Annotated in this window: 14 protein-coding genes; 5 read left to right on the top strand and 9 right to left on the bottom strand. The window is 59.0% G+C overall.

Annotated elements, in window-relative coordinates:
• Nucleotides 1-29: 29 nt before the first annotated feature.
• On the bottom strand, nucleotides 30-260 hold the full coding sequence (locus IGW03_RS28230) for a hypothetical protein (protein ID WP_194725858.1): 231 nt from the start codon (nucleotides 258-260) through the stop codon (nucleotides 30-32).
• Between the two features lie 1,309 nt (nucleotides 261-1,569).
• Here IGW03_RS28230 and IGW03_RS28225 point away from each other — a divergent pair.
• A complete protein-coding gene (locus tag IGW03_RS28225; RefSeq protein ID WP_194725857.1) occupies nucleotides 1,570-1,872 on the top strand; it encodes a putative quinol monooxygenase in 303 nt (100 codons plus the stop codon).
• 154 nt (nucleotides 1,873-2,026) lie between these two features.
• Complete coding sequence (locus IGW03_RS28220) at nucleotides 2,027-2,731, top strand: TMEM175 family protein (RefSeq protein ID WP_194725856.1); 705 nt, start codon at nucleotides 2,027-2,029, stop codon at nucleotides 2,729-2,731.
• A gap of 566 nt (nucleotides 2,732-3,297) precedes the next feature.
• Here the strand turns inward: IGW03_RS28220 and IGW03_RS28215 are convergent.
• The 3 genes from IGW03_RS28215 to IGW03_RS28205 are packed head-to-tail and all read right to left on the bottom strand — an operon-like array spanning nucleotide 3,298 to nucleotide 6,558.
• Nucleotides 3,298-4,302 carry a Bug family tripartite tricarboxylate transporter substrate binding protein gene (locus IGW03_RS28215; protein ID WP_194725855.1) on the bottom strand — a complete coding sequence of 335 codons (1,005 nt, stop codon included), beginning with the start codon at nucleotides 4,300-4,302 and terminating at the stop codon, nucleotides 3,298-3,300.
• Nucleotides 4,303-4,333: 31 nt separating this feature from the next.
• Entirely contained in the window at nucleotides 4,334-5,590 is a 1,257-nt protein-coding gene (locus IGW03_RS28210) for a CaiB/BaiF CoA transferase family protein (RefSeq protein WP_194725854.1), read from the bottom strand.
• Nucleotides 5,587-6,558 (bottom strand): hydroxymethylglutaryl-CoA lyase, encoded by a 972-nt coding sequence (locus IGW03_RS28205; protein ID WP_228536147.1) that lies wholly within the window; start codon nucleotides 6,556-6,558, stop codon nucleotides 5,587-5,589. The genes IGW03_RS28210 and IGW03_RS28205 overlap by 4 nt, the downstream gene beginning before the upstream one ends.
• Before the next feature lie 184 nt (nucleotides 6,559-6,742).
• Between IGW03_RS28205 and IGW03_RS28200 the strand changes: the two genes are divergently transcribed.
• A complete protein-coding gene (locus tag IGW03_RS28200) occupies nucleotides 6,743-7,471 on the top strand; it encodes an IclR family transcriptional regulator (protein WP_194725852.1) in 729 nt (242 codons plus the stop codon).
• 410 nt (nucleotides 7,472-7,881) lie between these two features.
• On the opposite strand, the gene IGW03_RS28195 is transcribed toward IGW03_RS28200, so the two are convergent.
• The 3 genes from IGW03_RS28195 to IGW03_RS28185 form a co-directional block, all read right to left on the bottom strand.
• Nucleotides 7,882-8,964 (bottom strand): extracellular catalytic domain type 2 short-chain-length polyhydroxyalkanoate depolymerase, encoded by a 1,083-nt coding sequence (locus IGW03_RS28195; protein ID WP_194725851.1) that lies wholly within the window; start codon nucleotides 8,962-8,964, stop codon nucleotides 7,882-7,884.
• Between the two features lie 407 nt (nucleotides 8,965-9,371).
• A complete protein-coding gene (locus IGW03_RS28190) occupies nucleotides 9,372-10,169 on the bottom strand; it encodes an alpha/beta fold hydrolase (RefSeq protein WP_194725850.1) in 798 nt (265 codons plus the stop codon).
• 42 nt (nucleotides 10,170-10,211) lie between these two features.
• Complete coding sequence (locus IGW03_RS28185; protein WP_194725849.1) at nucleotides 10,212-10,391, bottom strand: hypothetical protein; 180 nt, start codon at nucleotides 10,389-10,391, stop codon at nucleotides 10,212-10,214.
• Nucleotides 10,392-11,007: 616 nt separating this feature from the next.
• Between IGW03_RS28185 and IGW03_RS28180 the strand changes: the two genes are divergently transcribed.
• Complete coding sequence (locus IGW03_RS28180) at nucleotides 11,008-11,154, top strand: hypothetical protein (RefSeq protein WP_194725848.1); 147 nt, start codon at nucleotides 11,008-11,010, stop codon at nucleotides 11,152-11,154.
• A complete protein-coding gene (locus IGW03_RS28175) occupies nucleotides 11,151-11,354 on the top strand; it encodes a hypothetical protein (RefSeq protein WP_194725847.1) in 204 nt (67 codons plus the stop codon). The genes IGW03_RS28180 and IGW03_RS28175 overlap by 4 nt, the downstream gene beginning before the upstream one ends.
• Nucleotides 11,355-11,412: 58 nt before the next feature.
• On the opposite strand, the gene IGW03_RS28170 is transcribed toward IGW03_RS28175, so the two are convergent.
• Together IGW03_RS28170 and IGW03_RS28165 are read right to left on the bottom strand one after the other, a co-directional pair.
• A complete protein-coding gene (locus tag IGW03_RS28170) occupies nucleotides 11,413-13,161 on the bottom strand; it encodes a thiamine pyrophosphate-binding protein (protein WP_228536146.1) in 1,749 nt (582 codons plus the stop codon).
• Entirely contained in the window at nucleotides 13,112-14,383 is a 1,272-nt protein-coding gene (locus IGW03_RS28165; RefSeq protein WP_194725846.1) for an O-acetylhomoserine aminocarboxypropyltransferase/cysteine synthase family protein, read from the bottom strand. Before IGW03_RS28165 ends, IGW03_RS28170 begins: the two co-directional genes overlap by 50 nt.
• Nucleotides 14,384-14,859: the final 476 nt, after the last annotated feature.

Raw genomic sequence — 14,859 nt, 5'->3', positions numbered from 1 at the left:
AACAGTTTCCGCTCATCAGACCCAATCGATTACGGCCCGGCACGAATGTCTCTTCGCTGGTGAGATTCAAACGTGGTCTTCTGCCCTTGTTGAAGAAGCGCGCCTGACGGCATATCAATGACTAACGACAGCAACAGTCTAACCGCATAGCCGCAGATGTCCACCGCATATGCCAGCGGCAATCGCCGCCGCTCGGAATAGGTGTGCACGCCGGCATTAGCAAGCGTGGTGACGCCTATCTGCGTGTGTCGCTTGTGCATGATGGCCGGTCTGCATTTCGCACTGCGCCACAAAGGCAGATTGGCTGAGTTTGCGGATCACGCGTATTGCCAAGACGCGGCATCATAGCGTGGCAGCCGTAGCGACGGTCAACAAGACTACCCGGATAGCGTGGGCAATGATCAAGCATGGTACCAACTATCAACCTGAAGCACAGTCAGTATCATAGATAACCAGCTACGAGAAGTGCGTCAACGAGGTGTCACCGATACAGAAACGCAGCGAATCACGACCACAATTGCAAAACAAATCGTTGATGGAAAACAGCTCGAACCGGCGCCGCAAGAAACCATGAGTGTCCAAGGCTACAAAACTCGGCAAAGCAATAGGGACTCAGCGTGCAAATGCCCCATTATGGTCCAGCTCCGTAGAGGAACGGGCAGTCAGAGACCGGATATACGCGAGCGGTCGTACCTCGAAATCAAAAGCGAACTGTTTGCAAAAAAAGAGAAGTCCATATACGGACACAAAAGCGCAAAAAGAATGGTCACAACATGCCGATACGGCTTTCAGAGACAGTGCGGTCGATCATTCGTGTAAGTCTCTGCAGGGTGTTGGGCCCCGCCGATACGGCCCCTTGGCGTCACCAGCGGGTTCGGCGTGACTGCAACCCGTCCACAACTGGACCTCAATGCCGACGCAGGCTGCTCTGGAAGAGCGCCGATGCTCGACCTTCAACTCGCCGGCTGTGGGCTTCTTGCCGATCGCAGCAGAAAAGAAAACGGATGCCGGCCGGAAGCCTACGTAACCGGTCACATAACGGCGGAAACACGGGTCACGTGCGTTCGAAATGGACGGCAACGCATACATCAGGCGAGCGCCTGCATCAAACCCTCCATGTCGAAAGCCTGGGTGCGCAATATTTCTTAATTCGACTTGCAAGTAGGCTCCTCGCAATCAGCCCGCATCCGGTACGCAAGCAACCTCCCGCGACCAAAATCAATGGTGAGCTTCCATCGTATTGCAATTGAACTTCAAAGGATAATCTCATTCTCAGCGTTTCATTGAACGCGTTTTAATCGCATCGCAGCAGACATCATTGCCGGCGCCATTGCATTGCGTTTTAGCGCGCACCCGCAGCAATGGTCTCCCAAGCTCGGGATTGCGTCCAAAAGACTGAAGACAGGATCATGAAGACAACGGTGATTCAAGAATCCAACTTGTCGATCGACACGACCCCACACATGCAGGAGGCGGCTTCGCCTCAAATGGTGGCGGTCCGGTCATCATTAAGTTGGGCTCGCTGGAAAGTGGGTGATTTGATGTCGGCTTAACAACAGGAGGTATATCATGGTTAAACTCGCGTTGTTCGTTCGTCTGGAAGCCAAGCCGGGCAAGGAGAAGGAGGTAGAGAGCTTTCTGTTAAACGGTCTTCCCCTCGTTCAGGCAGAACCGGCTACTACAGCTTGGTTCGGCATCCGCCTAGGGCCGTCAACCTTTGGCATCTTTGACGCGTTCCCAGATGAGGCTGGGCGACAAGCTCATCTTTCCGGTAAGGTCGCAGCCGTGCTCATGGAAAAAGCAGGGGAGTTATTCACCAAGCCGCCGTCAATCGAAAAGGTTGACGTTCTTGCGGCAAAGCTGCCGGGCTGAACAAGTCCGACAAGTCGCTCAAGCCGACGGCTCAGTGGTGGTGCCTGCGAGCCGCAGGCTTAGCTCGGGTGTTAGGCGCTCATGGAGATCGTCCAACAAGGATTGTGCTTGCTGCGCCGCGAGGAGCGGCTTCGGCGTGCGCGAAAGGACTCACATGATGCTGCGCAATAGGCATAATCAACCTGCCGACGCGGAAACCCATGGCGCCGAGCGCGGACTTGACCGCTTCGAGGGATTCAGCGACGCGGTTTTCGCAATCGCGCTGACCCTGCTGATCGTCGAGATCAAGGTCCCCGGATCTCCCGAGGGCCCTCATGGCTACAGCGACCTGACAAGCGCCATGGCGGAGCAGTGGCGCGAATTTCTTGCGCTCGTTCTCTGCTATGTCGTGATCGGCGCCTACTGGCTGCAGCACCATTCTTCGGGTCGCATTTATACTAAGAGTGATCACTGGTTCGGCGCGATCAACCTCCTGTTCCTGCTGGCGATCGTCGTCATTCCTTATCCAATCCGCGTCTGGTGCTTCCACCTCGGCACGGGCTTCGAGCCCGTCGCGTCAGTGACCCTGGTTGCCGGTCTGGCCCTGACCGCCTGCACCTGGATGGCGAAGTGGTTCTATGCAATGCCAGGCTGCCGGCTGATGGACGAACGGCTCGCGCCCGATTTCATCCGGCAGATGACGCGCCGCTACGGCATTGCGGCGCTGATCCAGATCGCTGCAGTTCTTGTCGCGATTGCGGCGTCGCGCATCGGAGTGGTCATTGCACTGCTGTGCGTCGGCTTCTTCCTGCTGCCACAGCCCACGCCGCGCTACAAGCCCGGAGAGGAGCCGAACGAGGCTGAGAAATCGAACGAGTAGCTATTGCGCGAGGTTAAGCCGGAAACAGCAGGCGAAGACGAGGAGAATGACCGGTGACCAGCACCTCCGGATTTTCCTGGTCTTCATCCACTTCCGCACCCGTGGCCGCAACCGATCTGAGAACCTCGCACATCGTGGAGCGAGGCGGCAGATGCCAATGTGGATGGCGCTTATTTATACGAGCATGTGCAGCTTCTCAGACCGGACCCTATGACGCCTAATACCAATCCCAAGGTATAACCCTTCCATCAAGCGGACGCTTAAGAGGCCAGCTTCGCTGCCTCTTGGTCGCCGCTCATGTCAAACGTTGAATGTCTGCTTCGGAGCATGGCGACAGTCCGTTTTGGGGCGACAGCGCGCCTTGAATCTTGGCTTGTGAATGTCTGAAAGGTGGACTGTAGCTGCGGTAGGCGCGCAGCTTGCCTTATGCTGAGTTCGGCCACAAGCCGTCATACGCGGCATGATTTTCCTACTCCATAGCGGACGTACAGTACGAACTTGACAGATTGATGGTTGAGTGGACACCCAACCATCCTTTTTCAGAACATGCGCAAGCACTATGGTAGTCAGTCAAGCTTGATTTGCCCGTCGCGGATGACCTTGCCCCAGCGGACTTGCTCGTTCTTGAACAATTGCGCAGCTTGTTCGGGAGTTCCCGACATGGGTTTGCTGCCTTCGGCGAGCAGTTTTGCGATCATTTCGGGCTTACCAAGCGCCTTCCCGGTTTCATCATGCAGACGTTTGATGATGGCAGGCGGCGTGCCGGCCGGTGCGACCAAGGCTTTCCAGTCGACGGCTTCAAAGCCTTGGTATCCTGATTCGGCAATGGTAGGAACATCTGGCAACAGCTGAATGCGTTTGGCGGAAGTCACTGCCAAGATGCGAATCTTGTTGCCTTTGAGTAGCGTCAGGGCCGCCTGAGGAGTCGGAAACATATAATCCGTCTGACCTCCAATCAAGTCAGTCAAACCTTGGGCAGCGCCTTTGTACGGCACATGCAACATCGTGAAACCAGCTCGACGTGCAAACAATTCACCTGCCAGATGGCCGACAGTGCCCGTTCCTGCCGAGGCCATTGAGATCTTTCCGGGGCTCGCCTTGGCCGCATTCACCAGATCGGCCACTGAGCGATAGGGCGAATCCGCCTTTACCGCCAGCACCAGCGGCTGCTCTGCGACGAGCGCGACAGGGACGAGATCCTTAAGTGCGTCATACGGCATCTTCTTGTAGAGCGAAGGATTTATAGCAATATTGGCTGTCTGCCCCATTCCTAGCACGTATCCGTCAGGGGTTGAACGCGCTACAGTTTGCAGGCCAATATTGCCGCCAGCGCCTGGCCGATTGTCGACCACGAAATTCCAACCAGCTTCTTTTGTCAGTCTATCGGTCAACATTCGTGTGACCACGTCAGTGGCACCGGCTGGCGTAAATGGAACGATGACGGTGATGGGCTTAGTTGGATATGTTGTTTGTGCTTGGCTAGCCGACGCTACAGCACCAAAGCATACTGCTGCAATGACATGGAATGCTTTCAAGCGCGGTGTTGAGCGGATACTTACCGAATAGATCATGATGTCTCCAAATGTAGATAAGCGAAATAAGTCAGGCGTCTGCCGGCTCGTGCGGCGGGCGCTGGTTTACTTCCGGATGGGCGCCGATGACACCGGCGTCGCGTAGCGCGGCAAGCTCTTCCTGGCTGTATCCGAGTTCCTGCAGCAAGCTGTCGGTATGCTGGCCCAGTGATGGTGGGCCGCAGCGCACCGGCAGGCGCTCTCCCGCCATCGTCAGCGGCAGAAGTGCAGTGCGGGTGTTGATTTCACGTTTGGCGCCACTGGCGTCGGGCGGCAGCGTCACGTCTGCCAGGCCGCCGGTTGCATTGAGGTGCGGGTCGTCGAACAAATCCTGAGGCTTGGTGATAGGGGCATAAGGCAAGCCATTGTTTTCGAAGATCCTCGAGATTTCTTGCGCAGAATGTGTCGCCAGCCTTTCCCTCAGCAGCGGCATCATCCATTCCCTGGCTTGGACCCGCAGATTGTTGCTGGCCAGGCGCGGATCGGCCTTGAGGTCGGCGAAGCCGAATGCATCGCAGAAAATAGCCCATTGAGTATCCGAAACGACGGCCAGGAAGATCATGACGTCATCCTTGACGGTGAACACGTCGTAGACCGCCCAGGCCGAGATGCGGCTGGGCATGGGTGCTGCCGGCTTGCCCGTGACGGCGAACTGCATCATGTGCTGGGCAACCAGAAAGACATTGTTTTCAAATAGCGCGCTTTGCACTTCCTGGCCGAGACCGGTCTTTTCGCGTTGTGCCAACGCTGCCATCGCACCGATTGCGCCGAACAAGCCGCCCATGATGTCATTGACGCTAGTTCCCGCTCGCAGCGGCCGGTCTTCCGGACCAGTCATGTAAGCAAGACCGCCCATCATCTGCACCACCTCATCGAGCGCGGTGCGGTGTTCGTACGGCCCCGGCAGGAATCCCTTGTGCGAGACATAGATCAGGCGAGGATTCAAAGCGGAAAGCGAGGCGTAGTCCAAGCCAAGTTTGGCCATCGTGCCTGCTTTAAAGTTTTCGCTGAAGATGTCGGCGCCGGCAATCAGTTTCAGGACGATCTCGCGGCCGCGCGGATCCTTCGTATCGACCGCAATGCTTTTCTTGTTACGGTTGAACATCGGGAAAAATCCGGCGCCTGAGCCGGCGAGTTTGCGTGTACTGTCGCCGGAGATCGGCTCGACCTTGATGACTTCCGCACCAAGATCGGCGAGCAGCATGCCGCAGGTCGGCCCCATTACCATATGGGTGAATTCGACGACGCGCAGACCGGAGTAGGGCAAGTCAGCTTTTTCGGTGCTCATAGTGCGACTCCTGACGTGCAGGTGGCAGGTTGATTGGCCCTTGGCGCACGACCGTCGGCATAGGCAAAGCCCTTGGGCAGTCCCGCATCTGGTATATGGCCGTACAAGGCTTCTCCAGGCAAGCCTTCGAGCAGGATGGTGCGGGCTGCGACCAGCTTGTCGATATCGATGCCGGTGTCGTAACCCATCGCTTCGAGCAAGTACACCAAATCTTCGGTCACGATATTTCCCGTCGCTCCGGGCGCATAAGGACAGCCTCCAATTCCGCCCTGGCTGGCGTCGAATGTGGTCACGCCTACATCGAGTGCCGCGACCACATTCGCCAATCCCTGTCCGCGCGTGTTGTGGAAATGCGCACCCCCAGCTTTATCTCCCAGCTCTGAATGCAGACGCGTGAACAGTCGACGCACCTGGCGCGGTTCGGCATAGCCACTGGTATCCGACGGGCCGACTTCATCGACGCCGCATTCAGCCATCAGGTGCGCCATGCGCAAGGTGTCATCGTCGCTGACCGGTCCGGCAATGGTGCAGCCGAATGCGACCGACATGCCGGCCTCGATCGTAATGCCGCGATAGCGGGCGTTGCGCAGCGCCACGATGTTGCGCACTTCCTCGATCATCTGTGCGTGCGTCTTGCGCACGTTCGCCAGCGAGTGTGCCTCAGTCACCGAGACGGGAATCGTGATCTTGTGCACGCCTGCCTCGAAAGCCGCTTCAGCACCTTTCATATTGGGTACGAGCGCTGCGACATGCAGGCCGGGCTTCTGCAGTGCGTGAGCGACAACGGCAGCCGCGTCGGCCATCTGCGGCAGGAGCTTGGGAGATACAAATGAACCGACTTCGATTTCCCGCACACCCGCTGCCACCAGCGCATCGATCCAACGCAGCTTGTAGGCGGTAGGCATGGTTTGCCTGACGCTCTGCAGCCCGTCGCGTGGGCCTACCTCGCTGACAAGTATTTGTTGCATTTGGCTCTCCAGTTCTGTAAGATAGAACATAGTTCTATAAAATAGAATAGCGGTGCGAAGAGGCCATGTCAACACGATTTTCATCGTGTGGACGCGAGGAAGTGTTCTGGTCCTTGGAATGGTGTTCTGCTGTTCCGGCAGGCGCGTAAAATGCCTGATTCGGATTTAAACCTGCAACATCGCCATGCCAAAAAAAGCTATCAACCAATCGTTAGCAGACGCCGATGCCGCACCGGGCGGTGCTGCGGCCGTCGATCGTGCGTTATCGGTCCTGGGGGCATTCACCCCAGAGCAGCCGGCACGAACGCTGACGGAGATCGCCGAACACACGCTCCTCTACAAGAGCACGGCATTGAGGCTCTTGTCCTCGCTTGAACATGGAAGGCTGATTCAGAAAGGGGAAGACGGCCGTTATGTACTCGGACCTGAAGTGGCACGCCTCTACTCAGCGTACTCGGCATCTTTTTCGCTCGAATCGGTCGTATTGCCGGCGATGAAGAGACTGGTAGCGAAGACTCGTGAAAGCGCTTCGTTTCATGTCCGGCAGGGGAACCAGCGCCTCTGCCTGTATCGAGTCGATTCCCCTCAGCCGATTCGCGACCATATCCGTGCAGGGGACTTGCTGCCGCTGGATCGCGGTGTCGGTGGGCGCGTATTACTGGCGTTCGAAGGGGAGCCCGGAGACTTGTACGATCAGATACGCAAAAACAAACTGATCTCGTCGGTGGGGGATCGCTCCGAAGGCGTCGCAGGGATTTCTTCTCCGGTATTTGACGCGACGGGAAAACTGGTCGGCGCACTTACACTGACGATGCCTGCTACGCGCTTCCAAAAGGAGCATGAGGCAGTGTTACGCAGCACGGCAATTGAAATGACAGAAGGATTGGGCGGTCCAGCTCATGTCTATGACTGATTCGCTTTGTCACATCGATCATGCGTTCGGGTCAATGTGCTGCTGTTTGGCGTCCCTGACCTATGAGGTCACGAACTTCGGTTTCCAGGTTCAAACCACCACTGATCCACTTTTCGGTATCGAGCGAATGCTGTTGACACCAAAATCCGAGGCGAGACAGGATGCCCTACATGGGCCTTGGTAGCAAGGTTCGATACAACGTCTGTTCTTGGGGAAAGTCTAAGACTGCTTAGGGTCGATATAAGCCCGCCGGCAAGGTTTTCACTGCATCTGCTCTGGCGTCCCGGACGGACTTCCAGTTGTGGCCCCGACTGTGACGTTTCCCCCCGCAAAAAGACATACGCTCCCACCCCGTCGATTATTGATTCATATGCGGCCGGGCGTGAGCGTATCTATGCCGAAGCGCGCTACTACCGTCCCGTCACACGCTGCACCATTCCATAGAGTACCGACATCTGCGCGCCGCTCTTGAGCGCATAGTTGGGATCGACCTGGTTTGAGTAGCCCCACCAGTCATAGCAGCCGTTCGGGTTGGTCGGCCCTGGTGCCGATGAGGCGATCGTGTCTGGATAGACAACCACGAGGTTGTTGGTGTCGGCCCATTCATTGATGCCCGCCTGGATCACCCAGCGATTGCCGATGAGCGCCGAATACTGCTTGCAACCATGCAGTGCGAGCACCATGCCGCATGTTTTTCCTTGGGCGCAGGCTTTCGGCACGAAGACAGTACCGGTGGAATTCAGCGACACGTTGGGCGCTGCGCCGAACTCGGTCTGGTCGAAGTTCGACAGCGTGCCTTGCAGCTTCCCGTTGTTGCGCGGGTTCAGTCTTCCCAGGAAGAGCTTGAGCCAGGTTTGCACGGAATCATAGGGGGCGCCATTGACAGAGCATTTCACCATGAAGGGGCTGCCTGCGGTGCCGCAGTCAAGTTCGCCGTTCGGTGATTCCCAGCCGTGCGCGGCCGGAAAGCCATTATCGAACACCACCTTGGCTCCATAGTGAAGGTACTCTGCATTGAGGTCGGCCATCTGGCGCGGATTGACGGTGGCGTCCCTGGTGCCTGACCACAGGTAAACCGATTGACCGCTGAGATTCAACGATGAGTCGATCGTACCCAGGGCGGATTGGGTGTCCAGATAAGCGATCGACTGGGCAAGCATGCTGTTGTAGGACGCTTCATTCGTCGGCAAGGTCTGGCCGCCGCAGTTGGCGAGAGCGGTCGCCGCGCCGCCGGCGCCCGCGCACCAGTAGACGCCGCCCGCATAGATGGCGGCTCCCTTGAAGGTCGCGGAATGGGCCACGTGCATCTGCACCGCGGCGAAGCCGCCGGAGGAAATCCCTGCGACAAAGACCTTCGCCGGGTCGATCTGATAGCGTTGGAGTTTTTCGACGGGCGGCGCGGCCGCTGTCGTCTGTGCACCGGCACCGGCGGCCCCGGCAAGTCCAATGACGAATATGGCGGGCCAGGCACATCGAAAACTCAGCTTCTTCATGGTAGTCGTCTCCTCGTTGCTTCAGGAAAAGTAGGCTTGCTTCAGTGCCTGTCTTTCGAGCTGCCGCAGAGTTGTTTCCGTTAAAAGCGACAGCCGCATTTCAGGACTGGTGCAAAGTCGAATGTTGTTGAGACTCTACTTATTATCCTGCGTTCATCCATGAGATTGCGCAGAAGGATCACCGCCCAGCTGCCTTTCAGCTGGCAAGCCGGCAAGAGCGTCATTGCCGACGATAAGGGGTTGCCTGATCTGCTCGAGCCATATTGCATGAATGCTCGGACCCGCCGGGGTTGGTAAAGGCGTTGGCGTAGACGAGCGGCAGCGGCCGCCGATGGATCAGCGGCCACAGCGCATCGGGCAGTCGTATGAAATGAAGCTCTGACTGTCTCGCGTGGGTACCTGCTGAATCAGATCTCCTTGAGAAACTGCTCAATCGCCGCATTGACCACGTCAGGGTGGGTGATGGGACCCATGTGGCCGAGCTTGTCGAAGGTTAGAAGGCGCGCCTTAAGAAGCGCAGGCAGCAGGACACGGGCCACGCCGTGCGCCGACGCGGTCGATCTGCCGCCGACCATGTACAGCACCGGCATGTCGAGCCGGCGAAATTCCGCCAGCGGCGTGGGTTCGGTCATGAGCGCACGCGCCCAGCGGCGCATGTTCTTCACCGATGCGGCGATGGGCGGCCTGCGGGATTCCGGCATGCCTGCCCAGCTTCCGGCTCCCATCCAGTAATCGATGAATCCTTCCGCGGCCGCATCCAGGTCGCCGTTGTCGAGCGCAATGCTTCCCTGCCGCACCGTATTGCGGATTCCGTCCGCGTCGTTCGGCGGCGGGCCTTCCGCATCCACCAGGGAAAACAGCGTCGGCTCGTACAGCGCCAGCGCACGTACCCGCTCGGGGTGAGCGAGCGCAGCGATCACGGCCACGGCCGCGCCGTAGGAGTGCCCAACCAGCACGACAGGGCCATTGTCATCAGTGAGCAAGGGCTCGATCAGCGCAACTTCGTCGCTCAGCGAAATGATCCGGTCGGAATGCCAGTCCGGGGTCTTGCCCGACCCGTAGGAGTCCGGCGCGACGACATGATAATTCACAGACAGCAGGTCGATCAGGCCGCGCCACTGCGAGGAAGTGCTGGCATTCGAGTGAATGCAGACAATCCTGGGACCGGCGCCGCCTTCGCGCACAAAGGGGGTGGGATGATTCATCAAAGCTCCCGCGCTTGCGGCCAGACTTGGCGCTTCATGCCTTCACGTTTTACTCTGGGCCAGGAGCCGCTGATATTCTGCCGACATCTTGTCCATGTACTCCAGTGCGGCGTTGTACTGACCCGAATGAAACTCCATCAGCTTGTCGAACTGGTCGGCTGCAAGGGCGTAGGGCGCACCCGCATTGCGCATCGAGTCCATCATCGTCTTCTGGGACCGCATCACCATGTCCTAGGCCTGATGGGCCTGCAACACTGCGGCCCTGGATTGCTCCCATACGTTCTTGGCAAATTCCAGCTGGGTTTGGTCGATCATGGCTTGTCTCCTTGTTATCGATGGGAAAGAACGCCGGTCATCCGCTTGGGCCGAAGCTGCGGTCCTTGCGTGCCAAGGACTCTCCGGCTTGTGCCAACCGTTGCACAGTGCATCAGGCTCTAGCTTGAGGCAAATCCGAAGCCTGGGTTTGATGCATGTCGACTTGCCGTGGATGCGGAAGGTGCACTCCGCTTGCGGGTTTTTGCGTCATGGCACCACAACTTCACAACTCCTTATGATGCAGTGCCTTGATCACGTGCAAAATTTATTAAGCGCCGGTTGCGTCTTCCGCGGGACGTCCGCACCGTGGCGCAACGAATGACGTCAAGAACCATCTCGAGAACAAGCAGATTATGATGTTCCGGCCGGTTCGCTGCCGCGACTCGATCGGAGACATCCCTGCCTGACGAGGAACCGGCCTCTCTCCCGGCACACTCACTTTATACAAGGTACCAAACATTGTCCGGCACGCTGCCGATGCGCGGCTGCTCCAGTTTGTTCTGCCATCTCGAAGGAGATTGCAATGCCTCATGCAAAGAGAATCACCCTGCGCGATGAACGCCGCGAGATGCAGCGGCTGATGCTTGAGCGAGAAAAGCACAATCCGGTACGGAACGAGCCTGCCTGGATTCTCGACTTCTGGGTGGAGCGCCGGAGGATGCTGACATGAGCGCCGAACGCGACAGAATGCGCCGCATCCTTGGCATCGAGCTTGCGGAAGCCGCGCGCCGCGCCGGGGTTACCGGCCCGATCGAACGGCGGCTTCAACCGGACACTCTTGCCGGCGAGCAGGACTCGGCAGACCTGCTTTACTTCGCAAGCTACGATCACTATCTTGCGTGGCTTGATTCACAGGAACGCATGCGTTGAATTGGTCTGCCAGATGCCGTTGAAGAAAGCGCTGCATGGGCAGGATGTGCCATGCACGTCACTCGGAAAGACGTATCACCGGTGCCGGCACGGATTCGATGAAAACATTCACGCAGGCCGGCTTGCCGCTGGCGACGGCGCGTGCAATCGCCGCATCGAGCTGGTCTGCGCGAGTGACCAGCTCGCCGTGCCCACCCAGCGCTTCCACGACCAAGTCGTAACGCGAGGGCAGAAGCGCGCAGGCATGGGTGCGTGACGGCCCGTAGCTGCGAAGCTGTATCTGGTGCTCCGCATTCCATCTGGCATCGTTGCCGATGATGATCACGATGGGCAGGTGATGGCGGAGCGCGGTGTCGATCTCGGCCAGGTGAAAGCCGAAGCTGCCGTCGCCGGTCAGGACGAAGACGGGCGCATCGTGGTCGGCAAGCTTTGCTGCCACTGCATACGGAACTGCTGCGCCGATGGTGCCCGACGGGCCGTTGATCAGCCGTCTTTGCGGCTTGATGATCGCCTGCGCCCATTGCCCGAATTCTCCGCCGTCAGAAACCAGCGTCGCAGACGGATGCTGCGCAAAGGCGCGCGCCGCGGCATCGCAGAGATCGACGGGATACACATTCTCTGCGTTGAGCGCCCGATGCCGTTCCGCGCCCGCGCTCCATTCCGGAGGACGGTGCTGCAGGGCAGCTCTTGCCCTGGCCAGCCACTCCTCCGCCTCGGGCCGTGACGGCAAGGCCTGTCGCGCCGCGGTTTCCAGCGACTCCAATGCGCCGACCGCATCCGCTGCATGATGCGTGGCGATGCGGGTGCTGTTCATGCCGCGTTCGCCCGAACCTTCCGGACTGATGGCGACCAGGCGGCAATCGGCGCGCAGCGCAGGAGCTGCGCCGAAGCCGAGCGTGAAATCCAGATCCTTGTCGAGCAGCAGCAGGAAGTCGGCCTCGCCCAGTATCTCGGCAAAGGCGCCCAGCGACGGATCGCGGATGCCGCGCGGGCTTTCCATGCCGATGACGGCAACCCGGAGCCTGGCTTCGAGTTGGCGGAGCCTGTCGCGGAAGCGGTGGCCGCACAACTGCGGGCCATGCAGGATGAGCGGTTTGCGGGCCGAATTGAGTTGTTCAAGGATGTTTGCACAGGCGGCGGGTGACAGGACCGAAGCTTCGGGCAATGCGCCGTCTTGCGCCGGCAGGTGATTTTCGATGTCATCCGCCGCAAGCCGCTGCTCCAGCAAATCGACCGGCAGGCTGAGATGCACGGGGCCGGGCCGGCCTTCGCGTGCGACCCGCAGTGCCCGGGCAAGATCGTGGCCGAGACGTGCGGCGGATTCCGCAGTCCATGACAGCTTGGTCAGCGGTTCGGCAATACGCGCCTGGGCCAGTTCCTGGAAGGCGCCGCGTCCGGATTCGGACAGCGCGGCATGGCCCGACAGCAGCACCACCGGCGCCGCCGAAGCCGACGCCGTGACCAGCGCGGCGCATGCATTGACATGGGCCTGTCCACCGGTCACGAGCGCAATGCCCGGCTTGCCGGTGAGTCTTGCGTAGGCATCGGCCATGTGCACGCAGGCCGCTTCATGCCGCACATGGATGATCTCGATGCCCGTCTCCAGCAAGGCATCGAAGAGCGACATGATGTGGTTGCCGGACAGCGAGAAGATCCTGTCGACGCCGAGGCGTTCCAGCGTGCGGGCGACGACATCCGCGCCGCGCAGGGTGTGCTGCTGCGTCATGTTTCGCAGGCCATGTTCGAATGTTGTGCCGTCATGCCGCGTCCAGCGCCTGGTTGAGGTCTGCGACCAGGTCGTCGACATGTTCGATGCCGATCGACAGCCTGACCGTGTCTTCGGTCACGCCGGCCTTGGCCAGTTCTTCCTCGTTGAGCTGGCGGTGCGTGGTCGAGGCCGGGTGGCAGGCGAGGGACTTGGCATCGCCGATATTGACCAGGCGGGTGAAGAGCTTCAATGCATCCTGGAAGCGCGCTCCGCCTTCGCGGCCGCCCTCGACGCCGAAGGTCAGCACGCCGGAAGGCCGGCCGCCGAGATACTTGGTGGTGAGCGCGTGGTCGCGGTGCTCCGGCAGGCCGGCGTAGTTCACCCACTTCACCTTCGGATGGCGTTCAAGGAAGCGCGCGATTTCCAGCGTGTTGTCGGTAATGCGCTCCATGCGCAAGGCCAGCGTCTCGATGCCCTGCAGGATGAGGAAGGCGTTGAACGGCGAGATGGCTGCGCCGGTATTGCGCAGGGGAACGACGCGGGCACGTCCGATGTAGGCGGCAGGACCGAGCGCCTCGGTGTAGACCACGCCGTGATAGGACACGTCGGGCTCGTTGAGGCGGCGGAAGCGTTCCTTGTGCTGCGCCCATGGGAACTTGCCGGAATCGACGATGGCACCGCCGATCGAATTGCCGTGGCCGCCGAGATACTTGGTCAGCGAGTGAATGACGATGTCGGCGCCATGCTCGAAGGGGCGCAGCAGGTAGGGCGTGGCGACGGTGTTGTCGACGATGAGCGGCACCCCATGGCGGTGGGCGATCTCGGCGATCTTTTCCAGGTCGGTGATGTTGCCGAGCGGGTTGCCGATTGATTCGACGTAGACTGCCTTGGTCTTGCCATCGATCAGGCTTTCGAAGGAAGCCGGTTCGCGGTAATCGGCGAACCGGGTCGCGATGCCGAACTGGGGCAGGGTATGCGCAAAGAGATTGTAGGTGCCGCCGTACAAGGTGGCTGCGGACACGATGTTGTCGCCGGCTTCGGCGATGGTCAGGATGGCATAGGTGATGGCCGCCTGCCCCAAGGCCAGCGCCAGCGCGCCGACGCCGCCTTCGAGCGCGGCGACGCGCTTTTCCAGCACGTCCTGCGTCGGGTTCATGATGCGGGTATAGATGTTCCCCTGCACCTTCAGGTCGAACAGGTCGGCGCCATGCTGGGTGTCGTCGAAAGCATAGGACACGGTTTGGTAGATCGGAACGGCGGCCGCCTTTGTCGTCGGATCGGGCGAATAGCCGCCATGGACCGAGATGGTTTCAAGTTTCATGTCGATTTCCTTAAGTGTTGGCGCGGTATTCAGCGTTGGCGGCCTTGACGGCCTTGGCAGGATGAAACTCTATTGAAGGCTGGCCGAATTGGAAACGAAGGTTTCCGCAGATGCTTAGCCGGATTTTGCGGGTTGACCGGCTCCTTCCGGACGCTGGATCGAGCGGCTTTTTGGCGAGGCGGCGGTTTCACGCCACCTTTTACCTGCGAAAACAGGAGGAACGGATAAAAAACAAATAAATCTAGCAGTTTTGTTTCGTTTGGTTTCGTTTTAGAAAAAAATGAGGTTAATATGAAAACAAATGAACATTTTTGAATTCCGGAGTGGCAAACGATTGGGGAAAAGCAAAAGGCAGTTTTCCGACTGTTGCAATACTTTTGCAGATTGGCACAAGCATTTCTGAATAGAAAAAAGCTGCTCTGGATGGAAATGCAAGATCTGCGCTTGGAAGGTTGCGGCAGCGGTGCTCGGCCGGT

The organism is Noviherbaspirillum malthae (assembly GCF_015352985.1).
Taxonomy (GTDB): domain Bacteria; phylum Pseudomonadota; class Gammaproteobacteria; order Burkholderiales; family Burkholderiaceae_D; genus Noviherbaspirillum; species Noviherbaspirillum malthae.
Note: the sequence above shows the minus strand (reverse complement) of the source record. Positions and strands in the feature narration are given on the sequence as shown.